The organism is Streptomyces sp. NPDC030995 (assembly GCF_055571215.1).
The window spans coordinates 78,808-98,793 of record NZ_JBVIFS010000010.1; the positions used below are offsets into that span (position 1 = coordinate 78,808).

General features: G+C 71.9%; 14 protein-coding genes. 7 read left to right on the plus strand and 7 right to left on the minus strand.

The window, feature by feature from the left end:
* Positions 1 to 6 precede the first annotated feature (6 nt).
* Genes ACZ45T_RS17520 through ACZ45T_RS17550 form a run of 7 tightly spaced genes read right to left on the minus strand, consistent with a single transcriptional unit; the run spans position 7 to position 9,557 of the window.
* Positions 7 to 1,062, minus strand: a complete 1,056-nt coding sequence (locus ACZ45T_RS17520; protein ID WP_468442114.1) for a glycosyltransferase — start codon at positions 1,060 to 1,062, stop codon at positions 7 to 9.
* Positions 1,059 to 4,352 carry a DUF4082 domain-containing protein gene (locus ACZ45T_RS17525; RefSeq protein WP_468442116.1) on the minus strand — a complete coding sequence of 1,098 codons (3,294 nt, stop codon included), beginning with the start codon at positions 4,350 to 4,352 and terminating at the stop codon, positions 1,059 to 1,061. Before ACZ45T_RS17525 ends, ACZ45T_RS17520 begins: the two co-directional genes overlap by 4 nt.
* A gap of 20 nt (positions 4,353 to 4,372) precedes the next feature.
* On the minus strand, positions 4,373 to 5,488 hold the full coding sequence (locus tag ACZ45T_RS17530) for a DegT/DnrJ/EryC1/StrS family aminotransferase (protein ID WP_468442118.1): 1,116 nt from the start codon (positions 5,486 to 5,488) through the stop codon (positions 4,373 to 4,375).
* Complete coding sequence (locus ACZ45T_RS17535; RefSeq protein ID WP_468442120.1) at positions 5,485 to 6,252, minus strand: NeuD/PglB/VioB family sugar acetyltransferase; 768 nt, start codon at positions 6,250 to 6,252, stop codon at positions 5,485 to 5,487. The genes ACZ45T_RS17530 and ACZ45T_RS17535 overlap by 4 nt, the downstream gene beginning before the upstream one ends.
* Positions 6,249 to 7,406, minus strand: a complete 1,158-nt coding sequence (locus ACZ45T_RS17540; protein ID WP_468442122.1) for a DegT/DnrJ/EryC1/StrS family aminotransferase — start codon at positions 7,404 to 7,406, stop codon at positions 6,249 to 6,251. The genes ACZ45T_RS17535 and ACZ45T_RS17540 overlap by 4 nt, the downstream gene beginning before the upstream one ends.
* Positions 7,403 to 8,413 (minus strand): NAD-dependent epimerase/dehydratase family protein, encoded by a 1,011-nt coding sequence (locus ACZ45T_RS17545; RefSeq protein WP_468442124.1) that lies wholly within the window; start codon positions 8,411 to 8,413, stop codon positions 7,403 to 7,405. The genes ACZ45T_RS17540 and ACZ45T_RS17545 overlap by 4 nt, the downstream gene beginning before the upstream one ends.
* 55 nt (positions 8,414 to 8,468) lie before the next feature.
* Complete coding sequence (locus tag ACZ45T_RS17550; RefSeq protein WP_468442126.1) at positions 8,469 to 9,557, minus strand: Gfo/Idh/MocA family protein; 1,089 nt, start codon at positions 9,555 to 9,557, stop codon at positions 8,469 to 8,471.
* 326 nt (positions 9,558 to 9,883) lie between these two features.
* On the opposite strand from ACZ45T_RS17550, the gene ACZ45T_RS17555 reads away from it, so the two are divergent.
* The 7 genes from ACZ45T_RS17555 to ACZ45T_RS17585 all read left to right on the plus strand — a co-directional run bounded on the left by ACZ45T_RS17555 (position 9,884) and on the right by ACZ45T_RS17585 (position 19,958).
* Positions 9,884 to 10,780, plus strand: coding sequence for a glycosyltransferase family 2 protein (locus ACZ45T_RS17555; protein ID WP_468442128.1), 897 nt, complete (start codon positions 9,884 to 9,886; stop codon positions 10,778 to 10,780).
* Between the two features lie 88 nt (positions 10,781 to 10,868).
* Positions 10,869 to 12,242, plus strand: coding sequence for an MFS transporter (locus ACZ45T_RS17560; RefSeq protein WP_468442130.1), 1,374 nt, complete (start codon positions 10,869 to 10,871; stop codon positions 12,240 to 12,242).
* Positions 12,239 to 13,252: a TolB family protein gene (locus ACZ45T_RS17565; RefSeq protein ID WP_468442132.1), complete on the plus strand. Its 1,014-nt coding sequence runs from the start codon at positions 12,239 to 12,241 to the stop codon at positions 13,250 to 13,252. The genes ACZ45T_RS17560 and ACZ45T_RS17565 overlap by 4 nt, the downstream gene beginning before the upstream one ends.
* A 245-nt stretch (positions 13,253 to 13,497) precedes the next feature.
* A complete protein-coding gene (locus tag ACZ45T_RS17570; protein ID WP_468442134.1) occupies positions 13,498 to 15,600 on the plus strand; it encodes a CHAT domain-containing protein in 2,103 nt (700 codons plus the stop codon).
* A gap of 11 nt (positions 15,601 to 15,611) precedes the next feature.
* On the plus strand, positions 15,612 to 17,057 hold the full coding sequence (locus ACZ45T_RS17575) for an esterase/lipase family protein (protein ID WP_468442136.1): 1,446 nt from the start codon (positions 15,612 to 15,614) through the stop codon (positions 17,055 to 17,057).
* 40 nt (positions 17,058 to 17,097) lie between these two features.
* The gene (locus ACZ45T_RS17580; RefSeq protein ID WP_468442138.1) at positions 17,098 to 18,036 is read left to right on the plus strand and encodes an SIR2 family NAD-dependent protein deacylase; all 939 of its coding nucleotides are present in this window, start codon (positions 17,098 to 17,100) and stop codon (positions 18,034 to 18,036) included.
* Positions 18,033 to 19,958, plus strand: coding sequence for an nSTAND1 domain-containing NTPase (locus ACZ45T_RS17585; protein WP_468442140.1), 1,926 nt, complete (start codon positions 18,033 to 18,035; stop codon positions 19,956 to 19,958). Before ACZ45T_RS17580 ends, ACZ45T_RS17585 begins: the two co-directional genes overlap by 4 nt.
* Positions 19,959 to 19,986 lie beyond the last annotated feature (28 nt).

Consider the following 19,986-nt stretch of genomic DNA (forward strand, 5'->3'; position numbering starts at 1 on the left):
GGTGCATCAGATCCCTCGGCGCTTCCACGACTGCCACCACAGCCACTCGCGCCCCCGGTCGGCGACCGCCGAGAGCACCAGCGGCTGGAGGTAGGGCATCACGCGCGCCCCGACGCGACAGCGCCTGCGCAGCGCCCGGTACTCGGCCAGCGAGGTGTAGCCGCCGGGCAGGCACTCGGCGGCGAACTCCACCAGCTCCTCGACCGGGACCACGGCCGTGCGCCCCCGGTCGTACGCGCGGTAGGCGCGCCGCAGCGCGTACCGGGCCAGCCGGGTACGCGCCGCCACGGACAGCCGGTCGGCCTCGGCCCCCGGGAGCAGCCCGGCGCACTTGTCCAGCACCGAGTCGAAGGCGACGAGCCGCTGACGCAGGTCGTCGAGCTGCCCGCCGAAGTCCGTGGTGGACATGTTGTTGCCGTGGACCCGGTAGAAGGCCTGATCCGCCCCGCTGATGTAGCCCACGTCGGCGTGCGCCGCGAGCCGCATCCACATCTCGATGTCCCCGGCGTGCGGGAGCTGCGGATCGTAGCCCCCGACCTTGCGCTGGAGGCTGGTGCGGACGACCACCTCCGGTGAGGTGATGCACCCGGTGCCCTCCCGGAACCGCCGCTCCAGCCACCACCGTCCGGGGTAGACGACCGACCCGGTGCTGCGGGTCCGGGCCGCGGGCAGCGGCCCGCCGTGCCGGAAGCGCAGCGGCCTGCCGTAGGCGAAGCCGGCCTCCGGATGCGCGTCGAGTAGGGCGGCGGCGCGCACCAGGGCCCCGGGGACCAGCCGGTCGTCCGCCGAGAGCAGGGCCACGTAGTCCCCGTCGGCCCACTCCAGCAGACCCTCGTTGTAGGTGGCGATGTGCCCCTGGTTGCGCTCGTGGACCCGTACCTCGATCCGCGGGTCGGCCGCCGCCAGCGCGCGTGCCACGTCCGCGGAGTCGTCGGGCGAGGCGTCGTCGATGATCAGGACCCGGACGTCGACGCCCTCCTGTTCGTCCAGGACGCTCTTGACGCAGTCGGCCAGGAAGTGGCCGTACTTGTAGCAGGGGATCACCACGCTGACCGTGCTCACTGGCCGGTCACCTCCGAGGAGGCGACGGGCGGGGCGGCGGCCGGCGGGGTGGTGGTGAAGACCGGGCCGACCCAGTAGTTCACCGAGCCGAAGGTGTTCGTGGGGAAGGCGGTGGCGGAGCCGTACTTGTAGAGGCCGTTGGCGCCGCCGTTGCCGTCGGCCGGGGCGACCAGCGGGTACGAGCGGTGCGCGCCGGTGAAGTAGCCGCCGTCCACCGAGTAGTTGCCGTTCGGCGCGTGGTACGAGGCCACGTACGAGGTGCCCGCGGTGATGGCCACCGGGGTGGCGAACTTGAGCGTCTGCCAGCCGGACAGGGTCTCGCTGCCGAAGGTGCCGGTGGCCAGCTGCGCGCCGGAGGCGGACCACAGGGTGCCGGTGTGCGTGCCGGTGTTCCCGGGGCCCTTGTAGAAGGTGATGCCGGTGATGTAGCCGTTCACCGCGGACTGGAAGCGGGTGCCCAGCTCCACGGAGTTGGCGTCGTCCCCGACGTTGGCGGTACTCGGCGCCGCACTGCTGCCCCACAGGGTGCAGGGGCAGTTCACCGTCGGCGGCGAGGCGCTGGTCGTGAAGTTCCACGTGACCGGCGCGGCCATGGTGTTGCCCCACAGGTCGGCGGCGTGCACCGACGCCGTGTAGGTGGTGTTCAGGGCCAGTTCGGTGGACGGGGTGAAGGTCGCACTGTTCGCCGCGCCGAGGGTCTTTGTACCGGGCACGGTGGCGCCGCCGGCGTCCTTCAGCGTGAACACCAGCGAATCCGCGTCGATGGCGGTGCTGAAGGTGGCCGTCGCCGCCGCCGTGATCGGGGTCCCGGTCGCCGCGGACTGCGGCGACGTCGAGCTGACGGACGGCGGCGTGGTGCTCGCGGTGGAGGTGTCCAGGACCGGGTCCACCCAGTAGTTGCTGCCGTTGGAGGTCGTGGACGGGAAGCCGCCCGTGGTGCTGTAGCGGTAGACGCCGTTGCCGCCGTCGGTGCCGCTCTTCAGCGCGGTGAGCGGGGCCAGCCCCGCGTCCCCGGAGGCGAAGGTGGTGTCGAAGGAGTAGCCGCCGTGCGGCGCGAAGTAGGAGGCGATGTAGGTGGTGTTCGCCTTCACCGGCACCGGTGAGGAGAAGTTCAGCTGCTGCCAGCCGGATGCCGTCTCGTTGGTGAAGGTGCCGGTGGCCAGGCGCTGGCCCGTGCTGCTCCACAGGCTGCCGATGTGGGTCCCGGTGTTGGCGGGGGACTTGTAGAACCGGATGCCGGTGATCGAACCCGCCACCGAGGAGCGGATCTTCACGCCGAGCTCGACGGCGCCGCCGTCACCGGCGTTGACGGTGCCGGGCACGGCCGCGGCCGGCCAGACGGTGCAGGGGCACTGCTGGGGGCCGATGGTCAGCGGCACCGTGGTGGTGGCGCCGATGTTCACGCTGTCGTCCACCGCGCGCACCTTGATCTGCACCGGGCCCGGGGTGGTCGGGGTCCACGTGTAGCTCCAGGAGCCGAGGCCCGTGGTGGCCTTCCAGGCGGTCCCGCCGTCGGTGGACACTTCCACGCGGGCCACCACGCCGCCGGAATCCGTGGCCGTGCCCGTGACGGTCACGGGCCGCAGCGCCGGCAGGGTGGCGTTCGCCGCCGGGCTGGTCACGGTGACGGCCGGGCCCACGGTGTCCGTGGAGGCGCTCGCCGCGACCAGGTTGCTCTGCAGGGACTTGGGCTGGACCCCCATGTCGGCGAACACGTTCACGGTGGCCTGCTGCATCCGCTTGTCCTCGGTGACCACCGCGTCGTCGGGATTGCCGACGGGCATGTTGGTCAGACCCCAGGACCACTGCACCGTGCCCGCGCCGAAGACGAGGGCGTGCGAGGTCTGGTCCCGGAAGGCCACCAGGCTGTGTGTCGCGGTGCCGTTCCCGTACGTGTTGCCGTAGTCCTTCAGGAGCTTGCCGTCGTCAATGTCCACCGTGGTGGACGACATCTGGATCTGCCCGGTCGGCCGGGTGGCGTTCTCCACGTCGCTGTCCCACTCGTAGCCGAGCGTACCGGCGGGGAACGTGGCCGTCTGCGAGGGCGTGATGTTCGCGACGCTGGTGTGGCGCCACAGCCGCTGCTTGGCGAAGGTGCCCGGCACGGTGATCGCGTCGCTGCGGTAGCCGTTCACGCTGAACATCGAGCCGGTCAGCTGGTTCTGCGGCTGGAAGGGCCGTCCGTTGGTGGCGCTGGCCGGGTCCATGAAGGTGCCCGTCCAGATCCCGCTCGGGTCGGGGACGCCGTTCGGCTGCGGGAAGGACAGCTTGGTCTCCTTGTAGGAGACCAGCGTCCGGTTGGCGGTGGAGGCGCCGTCGATGCTCGGGGCGAGGCGGGTCTTCCAGAAGACCTCGTTGCCGCTGAAGTACGTCTGGTTGACCCCGGCCCTGCGCGCGTTCAGCGCGTTCGTGAACTGCTCCTGCGTCCAGTACTCGTCGTGCCCCGAGGACATGAACACCTTGTGGTTCAGCAGCTGCGCGCCGCGGGTCGACACGTCGATGCCGGACATGTAGCTCACGTCGTAGCCGTTGCGCTCCAGCCACGAGACCATCTGGAACTCGGACCCGTAGATCCCGTTCTCCCCGCCGATGTCCATGGGCCGGTTGTAGCTGACCTCGTACGCCCGCCCGTCCGGGGCGGGCCCGCCGCCGTCGTAGAGGTCCTGGCCGCCGTAGTTGTTGTACGCCTGCCAGGTCTGGTCGCTGGTCTGCACCACGATGTCGGAGTGGCTGGAGTCGTTGCGGACGACGAACGGGTAGGGCATCACGCCGTTGCCGTCCGCCTGGTCGAAGTTGACCACGTACAGACCGGAGACGGCGTCGGACGGCACGGTCCACGTCGCAGTGACCGGCCAGTTGCCGCAGTCGACCAGGCCGGTGGACGTCTTGGTGGTGCAGCCGCGCGGGTTCCCGCCCGGCAGGAAGTTCGCCGGGTACGTCTGGGCGGCCTGGGCCGCGGTCGACTGGAGGCGGGCCCCGTTGCCGCCGTAGTGGCCGAGGCGGTAGACCGAGACGCGGTACGGCGTCGACGACTGGATCTTGAACTGCACGGTGTCGCCGGGCTGGACGCTCGTCTGGGTCGGGAAGCCCTTGATGTCGCCGTACGCGCCGGCCGAGAACCAGTCGGACATCGGCGTGCCCGGCTTGGAGTTCTCGCACACGATCGCGTTCGTACCGGGACCGCAGGGGTCGGCGGCACCGGCCGCCGAGGCCGGCGGGAGGACCGTGGCCATCAGGGTCGCGATCACGGTGAAGAGACCGTACCGGAGCAACCTTGTCCGTCTGTTCATCTGGACCTCATCGGTTTACGTCAGCGCAGGGCGCCGGCGAGCGTGTCCACGACCCGCTCCTGTTGAGCGGCGGTGATCTGCGGGAAGAGGGGAAGGGAGAGCATCCGGTCCGCGGCCCGTTCGGCGTGCGGGAAGTCCCCGCGGCCGTGGCCGAGGTGGGAGAAGGCCGGGGTGAGGTGGACCGGAGCCGGATAGTGCACACCCGCGCCGATGCCCTCCGCGTTGAGCTTGCCGACGACGGCGTCGCGGTCCGCGCCGGCCACCCGCACGACGTACAGGTGCCACACGTGGACGTTGCCCTCCGCCGTGACCGGCAGGGTGAGGCGCCCGGCCGCCGCCGGCTCGCCCAGCAGCTCGTCGTACCGGGCGGCGGCGGCCCGGCGGGCCGCGTTCCCCTCGGCCAGCCGGGCCAGCTTCGCCCGCAGGACCACGGCCTGCAGACCGTCCAGCCGGCTGTTGAACCCGGCCACGTCGTGGCGGTACTTGGCGACGCCGCCGTGATTGGCGAGTGCCCGCACCAGGTCGGCGGTCTCCTCGTCGTCGGTCACCACCGCGCCCGCGTCCCCGTACGCGCCCAGGTTCTTGCCCGGGTAGAAACTGGTCGCGGCGATCCCGCCGCTGCCGGGGGAGCGGCCGTCGCGGGTCGCGCCCTGGCTCTGCGCCGCATCCTCGACGACCTTGACGTGCGCCGGAAGCTGCGCGGCCAGCTCCGCGGTGGCCGCGCACTGCCCGTACAGGTGGACCGGGACCACCGCGCGGGTGGCCTTCCCGACCGCGTCCAGCGCGGCTTGCGGGTCCATCAGCAGACTGTCGGGGAGGCAGTCGACCAGCACCGGCCGGGCCCCGATCCGGGCGACGGCGCCCGCGGTGGCGATGAAGGTGTTGGCGGGCAGCACCACCTCGTCGCCGACGCCGACCCCACTGGCGCGCAGGGCCAGTTCGAGGGCGTCGGTGCCGTTGGCCACGCCCACGCAGTGCCCGACCCCGGCGAAGTCGGCGTACTCGCGCTCGAACGCGCGGACCTCCTCACCGCCGATGAACGCGGTGGCGGCGAGGACACGGTCGAATCCTGCCCGTAATTCCTCGGCCACTTCGGCGTGCGCCGCCTTCAGGTCGACGAGCGGTATCTGGTTCATCTGACTCGGCTCTCCATCCGTGTCTCCGGCCGCAGGCCGGTCATCTCCCCATCGGTCCGCAGCTCGTCGAGCGCCGGACCGTCCGCCGCGCGCAGCCGGCGGGCCGGGCTCCCGGCCCAGACCTCGCCGGGCGGTACGTCCCCGAGGACCGTGCTGCCCATGCCGGTCAGCGACCAGGCGCCGACCGTGGTGGACTCGCGGACCAGCGAGCCCGCGCCCACGTAGGCGCCCCGCCCCAGCCGCACCCCGCCGCCCAGGCGCACGCCCGAGGCGAGCGTGGCGAAGTCCCCGACCGCGTCGTCGTGGGTGAGGACCACCTGCGGCATCACCGCCACATGGGACCCGACCCGGACGGCGGCGGTCAGCACGCAGTGCGCGAGCAGCACCGAGCCCGCGCCGAGCATCGAGGACCCCGACACCACCGCCGTGGGGTGGACCACCGTCGCGTACCGGGTCACGGGCAGGCCCAGGCGCCGCACCAGACGGGCCCGTACGGCGTAGTCGCGCGGGCTGCCCACGCAGACCACCACCCGGGCGGCCCACAGCTCGTGCGCGAGCTCGCAGCCGCCCAGTACCGCCGCCCCGTCCACGTCCCGGCCGTGCAGGGCCGGGTCGTCGTCGAGGTGCCCGGCGAGCCGCCACCGCGGAGGGCGGCCGCGCGCCACGTCCGCGGCGGCCACGTCCCGTACGGCCTGGGCGGTCTCCCGGGCGAACCCGCCCGCACCGATGACCAGCAGGTCCTCGGTGCCCTGCGGCCCGCTCACCCGCCGGCCTGTTCGCGCAGCGCCGCCACCACCCGGTCCTGCTGCTCCTGCGTCATGGTGTGGAACAGCGGCAGGATCAGGGAGTCGCGGCTGATCCGCTCGGTCACCGGCAGCGGGGCCGCGCCGTGGCCCGCGTAGGCCGGCTCCAGGTGCGAGGCCATGATCCCGCGCCGGGCCGAGATCCCGGCCTCGGAGAGCGCCGCGAGCAGCTCGTCCCGGCCGACCGGGAAGTCCTCGGCCAGCAGCACCCAGTACGACTGGAAGTTCCCCTGGCCGTGACCGGGGTCCCGGACCGGGCGCAGGCCGGGGACCTCGCGCAGCAGCTCCGTGTACCGGGCGGCGAGCGCCCGCCGCCGGGCCACGATCGCGTCCAGCTTGCCCAGTTGCACCAGGCCGACCGCGGCCTGGATGTCGGTCATCCGGTAGTTGTAGCCGACTTCCAGATAGCTCTCGACGATCGGCTTGCTGCTCGCGTGCCGCTGCGCGGCGGACACGTTCATCCCGTGTTCGCGCAGCCGTCGCAGCCGCTCGGCCCACTGGGCGTCGTCGGTGGTCAGCATGCCGCCCTCGCCGGTGGTGATCACCTTGCGCGGGTGGAAGGACCAGGCGGCGAGCAGTGCGCCGTGGCCGACGGACTTGCCGCCGACCGTCGCGCCGATCCCGCAGGCCGCGTCCTCCACCAGCGCGAGGTCCCAGTCGGCGCACGCCGCGCGCAGCGCGTGCACGTCCGCGGGCACCCCGCCCTGGTGCACGGCGAGCACCGCCTTCGTACGGGGCGTGCGGACGGCGTCCACGGTGGCGGGGGTCAGATTGCCGGTGGCCTCCTCGACGTCCGCGAACACCGGCCGAGCCCCCACGTAGCGCACCGCGTTGGCCGTGGCGATGAAGGACAGGGAGGGGACGACCACCTCGTCGCCCGGACCGAAGTCCAGGGCGATCAGGGCCAGGTGCAGGGCGGTGGTGCACGAGCTCACCGCGATGCCGTGCTCGGCGCCCACGCGCTCCGCGAAGGCCCGCTCGAACGCGGCGACCCGGGGACCCTGGGCGACCCAGCCGGAGAGCACCGCGTCGGCGGCGGCCCGGGCCTCCTCCTCGCCCAGCCACGGCACCATCACCGGAATGCGGGCCGGCGCTGCGGGCTCCCGCGCGCTCATCGGCCGGCCTCCCCGGCGGTGGCTCCGGCGGAGGCGGCGTCCGCGGCGCGCTCGGCCCGCCACCAGTCGACCAGGTCCCGCAGCCCGCCGCGCAGATCGATCTCCGCCGTGAAGCCGAGACGCCCGGCGGCACCCGAGGTGTCCGCGAGCCGCCGGGTCACCCCGTTCACGGCGCGGGCCGGTCCGTGCTCCGGCACCAGGCCGTCCGCGCCCATCGCCTCCAGCAGGCCGAGCGCGAGGTCGAGCAGGCTCGTCTCGGTCCCGCTCGCCACGTTGAACACTTCGTCGGTCAGGTCTGACTCGGCGGCCAGCAGATTGGCCCGCGCGATGTCCCGTACGTGGACGAAGTCCATGGTCTGGGTGCCGTCACCGAGGATCAGCGGCGGCTCGCCCGCGGCGATCCGCTCCATCCAGCGGATCAGCACCTCGGTGTAGAGCCCGTGGATGTCCATCCGGGGCCCGTACACGTTGAAGTAGCGCAGCGCCACGTAGTCCAGCCCGTACATGGCGTGGAAGCTGCGCAGCATGCCCTCGTTGAAGGCCTTCGCGGCGCCGTAGAAGGTGTCGTTGTTGTACGGGTGGTGGCGCTCGCCGGTCGGGAAGGCCTCGGCCAGTCCGTACACCGAGGCCGAGGACGAGGCGATCACCTTGCCCACCCCGGCGGCGGCCGCGGCCTCCAGCACGTTGAACGTGCCGTCCACCATCACCTCGTTCGCCAGCCGCGGCTCCTCCGCGCACTGGGTGATCCGGATGGCGGCGAGGTGGAACACCAGGTCGGCGCCCTCCGTCGCCTTGCGCACCGCGGTGACGTCGCGGATATCGCCCTCGACGACCTCCACCACGCCGCTCGGCAGGGCGCGGGCCAGGTTGGCGGTCCGCCCCCGCACGAAGTTGTCGAGGACCACGACCTCGCGTGCCCCGTTGTCCACCAGCAGGTCCACCAGGTGCGAGCCGATGGTGCCCGCTCCGCCGGTGACCAGAATCCTCTTGCCTCGTACGCTGCTCAACGCCCTGCCCCCACTGAGTCGTTCATCGTCTTGCGTGCAAGCGGCCTGCGCACGGTCAACGCCCGGTGCGCAGTCCGACGACCGCGCCGCGGAACTCCAGGCTCCGGGAGGCGGCTTCCAGGATGTCCAGGACCTTCAGGCCGGCCCTGCCGTCCGTCAGCGCCGGCCGCCCCGCCCGGATCGCCCCGGCGAACTCCTCGACCATGCTGCGCAGCGCCTCCTTCTCGCCGATCGCGGGCGCCACCATGTCGCCGGTCCGGTAGGAGACGAGCATGTCGCGGCGCTCGTCCACCCCGATCTCCTGCGGGGTGCTCAGCTCCACGCCGCGGTCGAAGACCGACACGCGCTGGGTGGGGTTGAGGTCGTCCCACACCAGGGTGCGCTTGGAACCGCCGACCATGGTGGTCCGCACCTTCGTCGGGGACAGCCAGTTGACGTGCACGTGCGCGATGGCGCCGGTGCTCAGCTGGAGCGTCAGATAGGCCACGCAGGACTGCCCGGCCCCGATCGGATCGGCTCCGTGCGCGGCGACCGCGACGGGCTGGACGTGGTCCGGGAGGATGAAGTCGAGGACCGACAGGTCGTGGGGGGCCAGGTCCCACAGGACATCGACGTCCCTCTGGACGAGCCCCAGGTTGATGCGTACCGAGTCCACGAAGTGGATCTCGCCCAGTTCGCCGGAGCGGACCATGTCCCGGATGCGGCCCACCGCCGGGGTGTAGCAGTACGTGTGGTCGCACATCAGCGTGAGACCGCGCTCCTCGGCCTCGGTCACCAGCCGCAGCCCGTCCTCGTACGTGGCGGCGAGCGGCTTCTCCACGAGGACGTGTTTGCCGGCGCGCAGGGCGGCCAGCGCGACGTCCAGATGCGTGCCGGCCGGGGTGGCCACGGCGACCGCCTGGACGGCCGGGTCGGCGAGGACGGCCGCGTAGTCCGAGGTCGCCTGGACCGTGGAGTACCCGCCGAGCACCTGCCGGGCGCGGTCCACGTTCAGGTCGCAGAGCCAGTGCAGCCGGAACTGCGGACTGGACTGGAAGTTGCGGACGAGATTGGGGCCCCAGTAGCCGGCGCCGACCACGGCGACGCCTAATGGCTCCGGCCGCCCCGGGTCCTGCGCGCCGTCCTTCACAGTGTTGGGCTTCACAGCGTTCCCCTTCCTTCCGCGCACGCCCGCCGGCGTGTCGACAACTCATGGCCGGGGCGCGTGAGATGGAGGGGAAAGCCGTCGAGGGCAGGCCGGACGCCTGCGCGACCCGTGCATGACCTGCTCAACGGTGATGGCCCCCCACAACCGATGCTCTGCGTGCTCCGCGTACCACCCCCCGGACCGGCTGCGTGTCCCCCAGGCAGCCGAACCCGTACCGCGTGCCGAATCGGGTCGGCGCCGCTCAATCTAGTCCACCGGGCCTACCCCCGGGCAGAGTTGGCACAATCGCCTGGAGCGGGTGTTCGACCGTGCATACTGCCCGGGTGACCAGCATCGTGATACCGGCCCACAACGAGGGCCGGGTCATCGGCCGGCTCCTCGACGCGCTCCTGGCCGACACCTCGTCATCGTTATCGCCATCGCCATCGTCATCCGGTCCGGACATCGTCGTGGTGTGCAACGGCTGTACGGACGACACCGCCCGGGTGGCGGGCGCGCGGGGTGCCCGCGTACGGGTGGTCGAGATCCCGACTCCCTCCAAACACGCGGCACTTCGGGTCGGGGACGAGCACGCGCGGGGCTTTCCCCGCCTCTACGTGGACGCCGACGTCGTCGTCGGGGCCGCCGACGTACGGGCCCTCGTCGGCGCGCTCGCCGAGAGCCCGGAGCTCCTCGCCGCCGCCCCCGGCCGCGACATCCCCCTGTCCGGCTGCGCCTGGCCGGTCCGGGCGTACTACCGGGTCTGGCAGCGGCTTCCGGCCGTCCGCGAGGGCCTGTTCGGCCGGGGGGTCATCGCGGTGACCGAGCCGGGCCACGCGCGGATCACCGCGCTGCCGCCGCTGATGGCCGACGACCTGGCCGCCTCCCTCGCCTTCGGGCCGGGGGAGCGGCGCGTGGTGGAGTCGGCCCGGGTCGTCGTGCATCCCCCGCGCACCTGGTCCGACCTCGTCAGGCGGCGGATCCGCGCGGCGACCTCCTCCGCCGAGTTCGAGCGCTTCCAGGCGGCGCAGCGGGCCGGGGCCCCGGCAGGGGAGGCGGCGCCGACCGCACGGACCGGTACGGCCGATCTGCGCGCCCTGTTGCGGGACCGGCCGAGCCTGTTTCCCGGGGTGGTGGTCTTCGCCGTCGCGGCCCTCGCCGCCCGCAGGGGGTCCCGCAAGGCCATCCGCGACGGGGACTTCTCCACTTGGCTGCGGGACGAGAGCAGCCGGCGAGGCTGAATTTGGCCCCGCCGGAGGCCCGTACAACGACTAGGGTTCCATCGCACGTTCGAGTGACTCAGACCGTCGGCATCGGGGGCTCCAGAGCATGTATCTCGCGGACCGCTCCGCGCCCGCGGGCGCGAAGACCGCGCCTGAGGGTCACGGCACCGTCCGGAACCCCGCGGTCGCCTCGACCGTCCTGGCCCTGGGCGCGGTCAGCCTGATCACCGACATCTCCTCCGAGATGGTCACCGCCGTCCTGCCCCTGTACCTGATCGCGGGTCTGGGCCTGAGCCCCCTCGGCTTCGGCGCCCTCGACGGCGTCTACAACGGGGTCAGCGCCCTGGTGCAGCTGACCGGCGGCCACCTCGCCGACCGGGTGCGCAACCACAAGCTGATCGCCGGCATCGGCTACGGCCTGTCCGCGCTGTGCAAGCCGCTGCTGCTGTTCGCCCACAGCCTGGGCCCGGTGGGCATGGTCCTCGCCCTGGAACGCACCGGCAAGGGCCTGCGCACCGCTCCGCGCGACGCCCTGATCTCCCTGTCCACACCACCGGAGTTACAGGGCCGCGCCTTCGGGGTGCACCGGGCCATGGACACCACCGGGGCGCTGCTCGGCCCGCTCGCCGCCTTCATGATCCTCAGCGTGGCGGTCGACGGCTACGACGCCGTCTTCGGGGTCAGCGCCTGCGTCGCCGTGCTCGGCCTCGTGGTGCTCGTGCTGTTCGTCCCGTCCGGCGGCGGCGACCTGCGCCCGGTGCCGAAGGCCGCGGGCGGCCCGGGCGGTGGCACAGGCAGCGGCACGGGCGGCGGCGCGGCCGCCCACGCGGGCCCGGAACCGGCTCCCGTGGGCCTGCGCGACGCCCTGGCCCTGCTGCGCCTGCCCCGGCTGCGCGCCCTGGCGGGCTGCGCCGTCCTCCTCGGCCTCACCACCGTCAGCGATGCCTTCGTCTACCTGCTGCTCCAGCGCCGCACCGGCGTCGGCGAGCAGTGGTTCCCGCTCATGCCGCTCGGCACCGCCGCCGTGTTCCTGCTGCTGGCCGTACCCGCCGGCACCCTCGCCGACCGGATCGGGCGGCGCACCGTGTTCCTCACCGGGCACGCGCTCCTGCTGGCCGGGTACGGGCTGCTGCTGTGGGCCCCCGACTGGCCGGCCCTGCCCTACCTCGTCCTCGCGCTGCACGGCATGTTCTACGCCGCCACCGACGGCGTGCTGCCCGCCGCCGTCGCCGCCACCGTGCCCGCGCGGCTGCGCGCCACCGGCCTGGCCCTGGTCGGCACCGGCCAGGCGCTGGCCCGCTTCGGCTGCTCCCTGGCCTTCGGCGGGGCGTGGACGCTCTGGGGCACCGGGCCGGCCCTCGCCGCCGCGGCGGCCGGCCTGTTCTGCTGCGCGGCCGTGGCCGGCTTCGTCCTGCGTCCGGCGGCCCCTGACGCCGCCACCGTCCCCGACCCGACCCGAAGCCCGCGAGGAACCGGATGACCCTCTCACGCCGCCTGCTCGTCCTCACGGTGGCGGTGCTGCTGCTCGGGGGCCTGGCCACCGCACTCGTGCTGCGCTCCGCCTCCCGTGCCGACCAGCCGCGGACGGGCGGCCCGGCGGTCGCCGAGGGCGCCGTCACGCTGACCGCGCCGAGCCGCCTCGCCCTGCTCAACAGCGGGCAGGGCCCGCACCGCGGATCCCTCGCCTCGGTCCCGGCCGATGCGCCCGAGGGCGCGCGCACCGCCTCCGACCTCACCTGCCAGCGGTTCCACGCCGCCGCGGGCACCGGTGTGTGCCTGCGCTCCATGCCGGGCGCGCTCGCCCAGGACAACAAGGCCCTGATCGTCGACGCCGACCTGCGCACGGTGCGCAGCTTCCCGCTGGCGGGCACCCCCAGCAGGGCCCGCGTCTCGCCGAGCGGCCGGTTCGTCGCCTGGACCGTCTTCGTCTCCGGCGAGTCGTACGGAGCCGCGTTCTTCTCGACTCGGACCGCGATCCTGGACACCCGTACGTGGAAACTCGAAGCCGATCTGGAGGAGTTCGCCGTCTCCCTGGACGGCCGGGACTACCGCGCCCAGGACGTCAACTTCTGGGGAGTCACCTTCACCAAGGACGACGACACCTTCTACGCCACCCTCAGCACCGCCGGCCGGACCCACCTGGTCAAGGGCTCGATCTCCCGGCGCAGCGTCACCACCCTGGCGCAGAACGTCGAATGCCCGTCCCTGTCCCCGGACGAGACCCGCATCGCGTACAAGAAGCGGGTGCGGCCCGGAGCCTCGTTGTGGCGCGAACACGTGATGGACCTGCGGACCCTGCGCGAACAGCCGCTCGCGGAGAAGCGCAGCGTGGACGACCAGGCCGCCTGGCTCGACGACCGTACCCTCGCCTACGCCCTGCCCACGGACGGAGCCGTCGACAGCACGGACCTGTGGACCGTGCCCGCCGACGGCTCGGGAGCTCCCGAGCTGCTGGCCCCGGGGGCCTCCTCCCCGGCCCGCCTGGGCTGAGGGTGGGAGAGGGACCCGTGGCGAGCCGTGGTGCGGACCTCCCTCGCTCACGGCCATCCTCCGTATTTTGCGGAACGTGTTCAACAACCGTTCAACAACTAACCGTTCAACAACCGGATCCCGTCGGGAAGCCGCCGGGGCCGCCGCCAGAGGTGACGGGCGGGGAACGGTGGGATAATCCGGTTAAGGGGACGGGTGGTACGCATCCGTGAGCGAGAAGCCGGGCGACTCGAAGGAGGAGCGTGGTGAGCACCCCTGACGCACGCATCGCTGACCTGCTCGAGGACGTGCCGCCGGCCTCCAACCCTCCGCGACAGCCTCCCGCTCCGCCCCAGGAGGAACCAGCGCGCCCCGGTGGCCCCTCCGTCGGCTTGACCGTGGTGTGGGGCGACCTCGCGGAGGCCGGCGCCGATCTGCACGTCACCGGGCACTACCAGTCGGTGGTGCCCGCCGCCGCGGAGCTCGCGCTCGACCGCGCCATATCCAGCGAGTCCCGCCGGATCATCACCGAGCACACCAAACTGGGCTGGATCGACGCCCAGCTGGGGGAGGTCACGTACTTCCCCTGCAAAGCGGGCCCCGTGCGGTCCGCCGCCGTCGTCGGCATGGGGCCGATGGGCACCCTGACCGAACGCCGCGCCGTCCAGATGTACGGCTCGCTGCTCGGCGAAGCGGTCGGGCTCGGCCACGTCGAGACCATGGCGACCGTGCTCATCGGCTCGGGCACCGGCAACCTGACCGTGAACCAGGCGGCTCGCGCCCTCGTCAGGGGATTCGCCGGCTTCCTGGCGTCGCTGCCCACGACGCCGCCGCCCGCGCTCACCGAGGTGCTCGTCGTGGAGGTCGACCGGCTGCGCGCGGAGCAGCTCCTCCTGGCGCTGAGCAAGGCGACCGAGAAACTGTCGCAGCTGCGGATCGGCCCGGAGCTGCGCGAGGGCAGCGGCGGTCAGCTGTTCCCGCCCTCCGCGGCGGTGTACGCCTTGACCGCGCTGACCGGGCTCGCCGGGGATGACGTCCTGAGCACCGTGCTGGCCGGCCTCGCCCCCCACATCCAGGGCCAGGTCCGTGAGCAGCTGGTCCACCTGGCCGAAGTGGCGCACACCGACCTGACGTTGACGGTACGCCCGTCCGTGGAGACCCAGGACGGCTCCGTACCGGTCCGGATGTCCGTCCAATCGGGTATCCGCGGCCTGCGCTGGGCGGCGCTGACCGGGCGGGCCACCGTACCGGAGCGGTTCCTCCCCGTGGACATGGACCTGCTGCGCCAGCTCGTGGGCCGGCTGACGGAACCGACGGTCGAGGACGCGGACGGACTGCCCGACCTGCTGTCCCGTTTCATGGTGCCCGCGGACTTCCAGCGGCTGCTCACCGACGATGCGACGGTCCTGCTGGAACTGGACCGCGACACGGCCTCCGTGCCCTGGGAGTTCCTGGCCGAGATCCAGCAGGCCGGCGGTGAGAGGCGCGATCCCCTGGCGATCCGCACCCAGCTGTCCCGGCAACTGCGCACTCCCTACTCGCGCGTGACGACCGAGGGGGCGGCGGACGGACAGCTGCGGGCCCTGGTGATCGGCGACCCGGGAGACCCGGAGAAGGGGTTCGACCTGCCGGGAGCCTGCCAGGAGGCCCACGCGGTCGCCGACCAGCTGGAGAGCCTGGGGGTCAAGGTCACCCGCTTCATCGGCGCGGCGAACGCCCCCCGGGAGCCGGGCGACGCCGAACCCGCGAGGCGCCTGGACGTCCTGCGGGTCCTGCTGTGCGGGGGCAACCACATCGTGCACTACTGCGGTCACAGCGCTTTCGACGTGTCCGACACGGGCCGCCGCTCGGGCTGGGTCTTCTCGGACGGCCTGCTGACCTCACAGGAACTGGCCCTGCTCGAACGGCCGCCCCTGATCGTCGTGGCCAACGCCTGCTACACGGCCCGGCTCGGCGGCCCCACCGGTCCCGGCACGCCGGAAGGACAGCCGGGCGTGGCGGAGCAGAGCCCCTGGGGAAACCCGCAGGCCGCGCTGGTGCCGAGTCTCGCCGACGAATTCCTTCGGGTCGGCGTCGGCCACTACGTCGGGGCGGCCTGGCGGATCCCCGACGACCAGGGGATCACCTTCGCCGAGCAGTTCTACCAACACCTCTTCAAGGACGGGGCCGCCGAGGAGGCGCCGACGGTGGGCGGCGCCGTCCGCGCGGCGCGCAAGAGGCTCTACGATCAGCGCGCCGCGGAGCAGCGACAGCCCGACATCGCGGCCAACCCGCAGCGGTGGAGTGCATGGGCGGCCTACCAGCACTACGGGGACGCGGCCGCCCGGTTCGTCCGACCCGACCCGAACGACCGACCAGGGGGCAGCTAGGAGGTCCGCTCATGGCCAGGATCCCGATGGCCGACGTCGTCGTACTGCTCCCCGGCATCACCGGAAGCGTGCTGACCCGGAACGGCAAGGACGTATGGGCGCCGTCGCCCTCGGCGGTACTGGGCGCGCTCACGAGTCTGGGCCGCTCACTGGAGTCGCTCGAACTGGGGGAGGACGACTGGCACGTGGACGACCTCGGCGACGGGGTCGCCGCCCCCCGGCTGGTGCCCGACCTCCACACCCTGCCCGGTCTGTGGAAGATCGACGGCTACACGGCGATCGAGAACTTCCTGCTGGCCCAGTTCGACCTGACGGCAGGCCAGAACTACTTCCCCTTCCCGTACGACTGGCGCCGCGACAACCGGGCCGCCGCCCGAAAGCTCGCCGAACAGAGCCACACCTGGCTGAGCAACTGGCGCGAGAAGAGCGGCAACGACGCGGCCCAACTCGTCCTGATCGGGCACTCGATGGGCGGACTCATCTCCCGCTACTTCGTCGAGGCACTGGGCGGCTGGAAGAACACCCGGGCCATCGTGACCTTCGGCACCCCCTTCTACGGCTCGCTCAATGCCGTCGACTTCCTGTGCAACGGCTTCCACAAGCGGATCGGCCCCTTCGAGCACGACCTCACGCGCCTGCTGCGTTCCCTCACCGGCCTCCACCAGCTCGTGCCCGTGTACAAGTGCATTTACGGGCCGGACGGCTCGGCCGCCACCCCGGCCAACGCCGGACTGCCCGGCTGGCAGCCGCAGTGGAGCAGCCATCTCACCGACTTCCACGACGAGATGGAGAAGGCGGCCGCCGCCAACCGGAAGGACCCCGCCTGGGAGACCCAGCGCGTGATCTACCACCCCATCGTCGGCATGGACCAGCCCACCAGACAATCGGCCCGGATCGCCGACCACAAGGTCGAGGCCCTGATGATCCGTGGGGACGCGGACGAAGGAGGGGACGGAACCGTGCCCAAACTCTCCGCCGCCCTCTCCGGCACCGAGGACGCCCGCACGTTCGTCCCGCAGAAGCACGGCAGCCTGCAGAACCACGACGCGATGCTCGCCCACCTGAAGGGCATCCTCCAGTCCCTGCACAACATACGCATCGACGACCTGCGTGACGCCGTCACCGTCTGGTTCAGCTACCTCGGCGACGACCTCTACCTCGCCGACGAAATCGTTGCCTGTGAGATCGGCGCCAACAGCGCCTCCGGCGAGAGCGAACTGCCCGAGGTCCGGGCCCGCCTTTCGGTCACCGAACGGTCCACCGGCCGCCAGGCGGTCGACCGCGCCATCACCGTCCCCCGCAAGCGGCAGCGGTTCGACCTCGGCCTGCTGCCCCCCGGCACGTACGACCTGCTCATCAGCGCCGGCGCCGACACCGCGCCGCTGTCCGACGTCTTCCTCGTCGCCGGACCGGACGGCACGGACGGCACGGGCGGCACGGGCGGCAAGGACGGCTGACCCTTCGCACGGGCCGGGCGCCGAGTCAGGAGGCGACACGATGACCACTGGCAACGAACCCCCGTACGGGTTGATCGCCACGGAACTCCTGGGAGGCCGGGCCGTGCCCTTCCTCGGCGCGGCCGCCTCCTACGCCGGAGTGGCCGAGACCGCTCCCGGCAGGCTGCCCGGTGGCCAGAAGCTCGCCCAGCGGCTGATCGACGAGTTCCAGGGCTACCCGGGTAAGGCCGACGATCCGCTCACCCAGGTCGCCCAGTACTACGAGGACAGCGCGGGCAGCCACACCGAGATCTGGCGTTGCTTCCGCCAGGTGTTCTACGAGGAGCAACGCGAAGTGGCCCCGGCGCCCACCGCCAAAATGGTGGCAGCCATCGCACCGCCCGCCGACCGCCCCCTCGTGGTCATCACCACGAACTACGACTGCCAGCTGGAGAAGGCCATGGAGCTGGCCGGGCGCAGGTACACCGTGGTCATCCAGGACACGATGCCCTGGACCTCGCACACACTGCTGGTGCGCAAGAGCGGCGACGCCGAGTTCGAGCCGATGCAGAGCCAGGAGCTGGGGCTCGACGAGTACGCGGGGACGACACTGATCTACAAGCTGCACGGAGGCTTCTGCGAAGGACTCGGCGACGATGTGGACACGCTGGTGGTGTCCGAAGGCGACTACATACGCTTCGTCGCCTCGCTTTCCACCCACGCCGTGCCGCCCGGCGCCATCGCCACGCACATCCTGGAGAAGCGGCGCATCCTCTTCCTCGGGTACTCCATGGCCGACTGGAACATGCGGGTGATCCTGCACCAGCTCGAACAGCGCCGCCCTGGGCCGCCCCTGAACGTGCCGACGTCCTGGGGGGTCCGCAGATCGGTCTCCGTCGTCGAGCGGAAGTTCTGGGACAAGCGCCACGTCGAGCTGTTCGACATGGACCTCGCCGAGTTCGTTGCCCACCTGCACACGGCGATCGGAGTGGCGGCATGACCATCCCCGGGACGGCAGGCAGCCCCTACGTGGGCCTGCGGCCTTTCACCGAGCGCGACCGGCACCTGTTCTTCGGCAGGAAGCGGGAGGCCGAGGTCCTCTACAACCTGGTCTATTCGACCCCCCTCACGCTGGTGTACTCGCCGAGCGGAGGGGGCAAGTCCTCGCTGCTCCAAGCCGGCCTGCGCCCGGCCCTGGACAGAGCCGGGGACTTCACCATCGCCTCCGTGGACGCGTGGCGGCCTCCCATCGCGGAGCAGCTGAGCCGCTTGATCGCAGAGCACTTCCCGTCGTCGGGGGAACGCCCCGGATCGTGGTGCGAGATGCTGCGTGCCAACGCCGCCGAGACCGGCTGCTGCCCCGTGCTGATCCTCGACCAGTTCGAGGAGGCGCTGCGCCAGCGAGACGGACTGGACGCGGTCTGGGATGAATTGGCCGTGATCGGCACACATCCGCGCAGCGGGGCCCGGGTGGTCCTGGGAATCCGCGAGGACCACCTGGCCGATCTCGACGAGCTGCTGCGCCGCGTGCCGACGCTGATCGAGAACGGCCTGCGGCTGGGACCCTTGGGTCCCAAGAGCCTGCACCGCGCCTTTCGCAGCCCGCTGGACGCCCTGGTGCCGCCCTTCGGAGCCGAGGAGGGGCTGTTCGAAGAGCTGGTGGTCGACCTGGACACCGAGGGGAAGGGCTACGCCGAGCTCGGTCACCTCCAAGTGGTCTGCCAGCACCTGTGGGAGCTGGACAAGGACCGGCCCGACCGCACGCTCACCCGCGCCACCTATGACCGGGAAGGCGGGGTGCAGGGGGTCCTGCAGTCCTATGTGCGCGGCAAGCTGGACGATTCGATGCCGGAGGACCATCTGGAGATCCTCTTCGCGATCGTCCGCTACCTGGTGACGCCGACCGGAGCCAAGGTCCTGCTCGGCCTCGACGATCTCTCCGGGCTGGTGACCGCCCGGGACTTCACCCCGCAGGCGCGCAGGACGTTCGGGCTGGCGGACGACGAACAGCAATGGCCGTTCGAGAACCCGAGACTCAGTCAGCTGTTGTACGAGACGCTCGAATCGCTCTGTGCCGGCGGAGTCCTCATCCTCCGGCGCGTGGCGTGCGGCACGACGTACAAGTACGAGCTGTTCCACGACCTGCTGGGCCGGATCCTGCGTGACTGGCGGGACCGGAAGCATTCCTGGGGGGAGCAGGATCTCTCACGGATGGCCGAGCTGCGGTGGACGGCCAAGGCGTCAATCGAACGCGCGGACGAGCGACTGATGTCCCTGGATACGGAAGGGCGGCGCGAGGTCGTCCGCGAACTGGGTGAAGTACTGATGCACTCGTCCGTGTTGAACGAGGCATCCCTCTCCCTCAATGCACGCAGCCGGCTGGAGGAACTGCGGCAGGACGAGGACTGGAAGCTGCGCCTGGAGGCCGGGCGTGCCCTCGGCAAGCCCTACTCCATCGAGACCCCGTCCTGGCGTCGGGCCCTGCTAGCCCTCGGCTGCTACGTCCTGATCAGCGCTGCCAGCGTGGGCTCTCTCGCGCTCGGCACCGACGCCGCCCTGATGGCGGCCACGGACGTGGAGGTGCCGTGGCGGGGCTTCGCCGTCTTCGTCCTCGGCTGGGTCGCGCTCATCTGGGCCCTGGTCTACTTCGCCGAAGGCGTCAGCGACGAGCTGTACTCCCCGCGCCGGCCACTGCGCACGGCGCTGAACGCCCCGTTCGAGCCCTACCGCCAGGGTTTCGGCCTGCTCGAACGATGTTCCGGCTGGCCCCTCAACTTCATCCTCGCCGTGGTCCCGGCGGTGGCCCTTGCCCCGCCCCTGGCCCAGGTCGCACTGCCCTTCCTCTTCTGGCTGATCGTGCTGGTCTGCCTGGGCACCGCGCTGGGCCTCGTGGGGTACAACCGGGCCGTGGTCCTGATCTGACATGAGTGGGGAACGCGGCCCGTTCCGT

Excerpts from the sequence above, each read along its gene's own strand:
- ACZ45T_RS17580 (WP_468442138.1), top strand. The coding sequence starts at position 17,098 with ATGACCACTGGCAACGAACCCCCGTACGGGTTGATCGCCACGGAACTC.
- ACZ45T_RS17575 (WP_468442136.1), top strand. The coding sequence starts at position 15,612 with ATGGCCAGGATCCCGATGGCCGACGTCGTCGTACTGCTCCCCGGCATC.
- ACZ45T_RS17530 (WP_468442118.1), bottom strand. The coding sequence starts at position 5,488 with ATGAACCAGATACCGCTCGTCGACCTGAAGGCGGCGCACGCCGAAGTG.
- ACZ45T_RS17525 (WP_468442116.1), bottom strand. The coding sequence starts at position 4,352 with ATGAACAGACGGACAAGGTTGCTCCGGTACGGTCTCTTCACCGTGATC.
- ACZ45T_RS17540 (WP_468442122.1), bottom strand. The coding sequence starts at position 7,406 with ATGAGCGCGCGGGAGCCCGCAGCGCCGGCCCGCATTCCGGTGATGGTG.
- ACZ45T_RS17565 (WP_468442132.1), top strand. The coding sequence starts at position 12,239 with ATGACCCTCTCACGCCGCCTGCTCGTCCTCACGGTGGCGGTGCTGCTG.
- ACZ45T_RS17585 (WP_468442140.1), top strand. The coding sequence starts at position 18,033 with ATGACCATCCCCGGGACGGCAGGCAGCCCCTACGTGGGCCTGCGGCCT.
- ACZ45T_RS17560 (WP_468442130.1), top strand. The coding sequence starts at position 10,869 with ATGTATCTCGCGGACCGCTCCGCGCCCGCGGGCGCGAAGACCGCGCCT.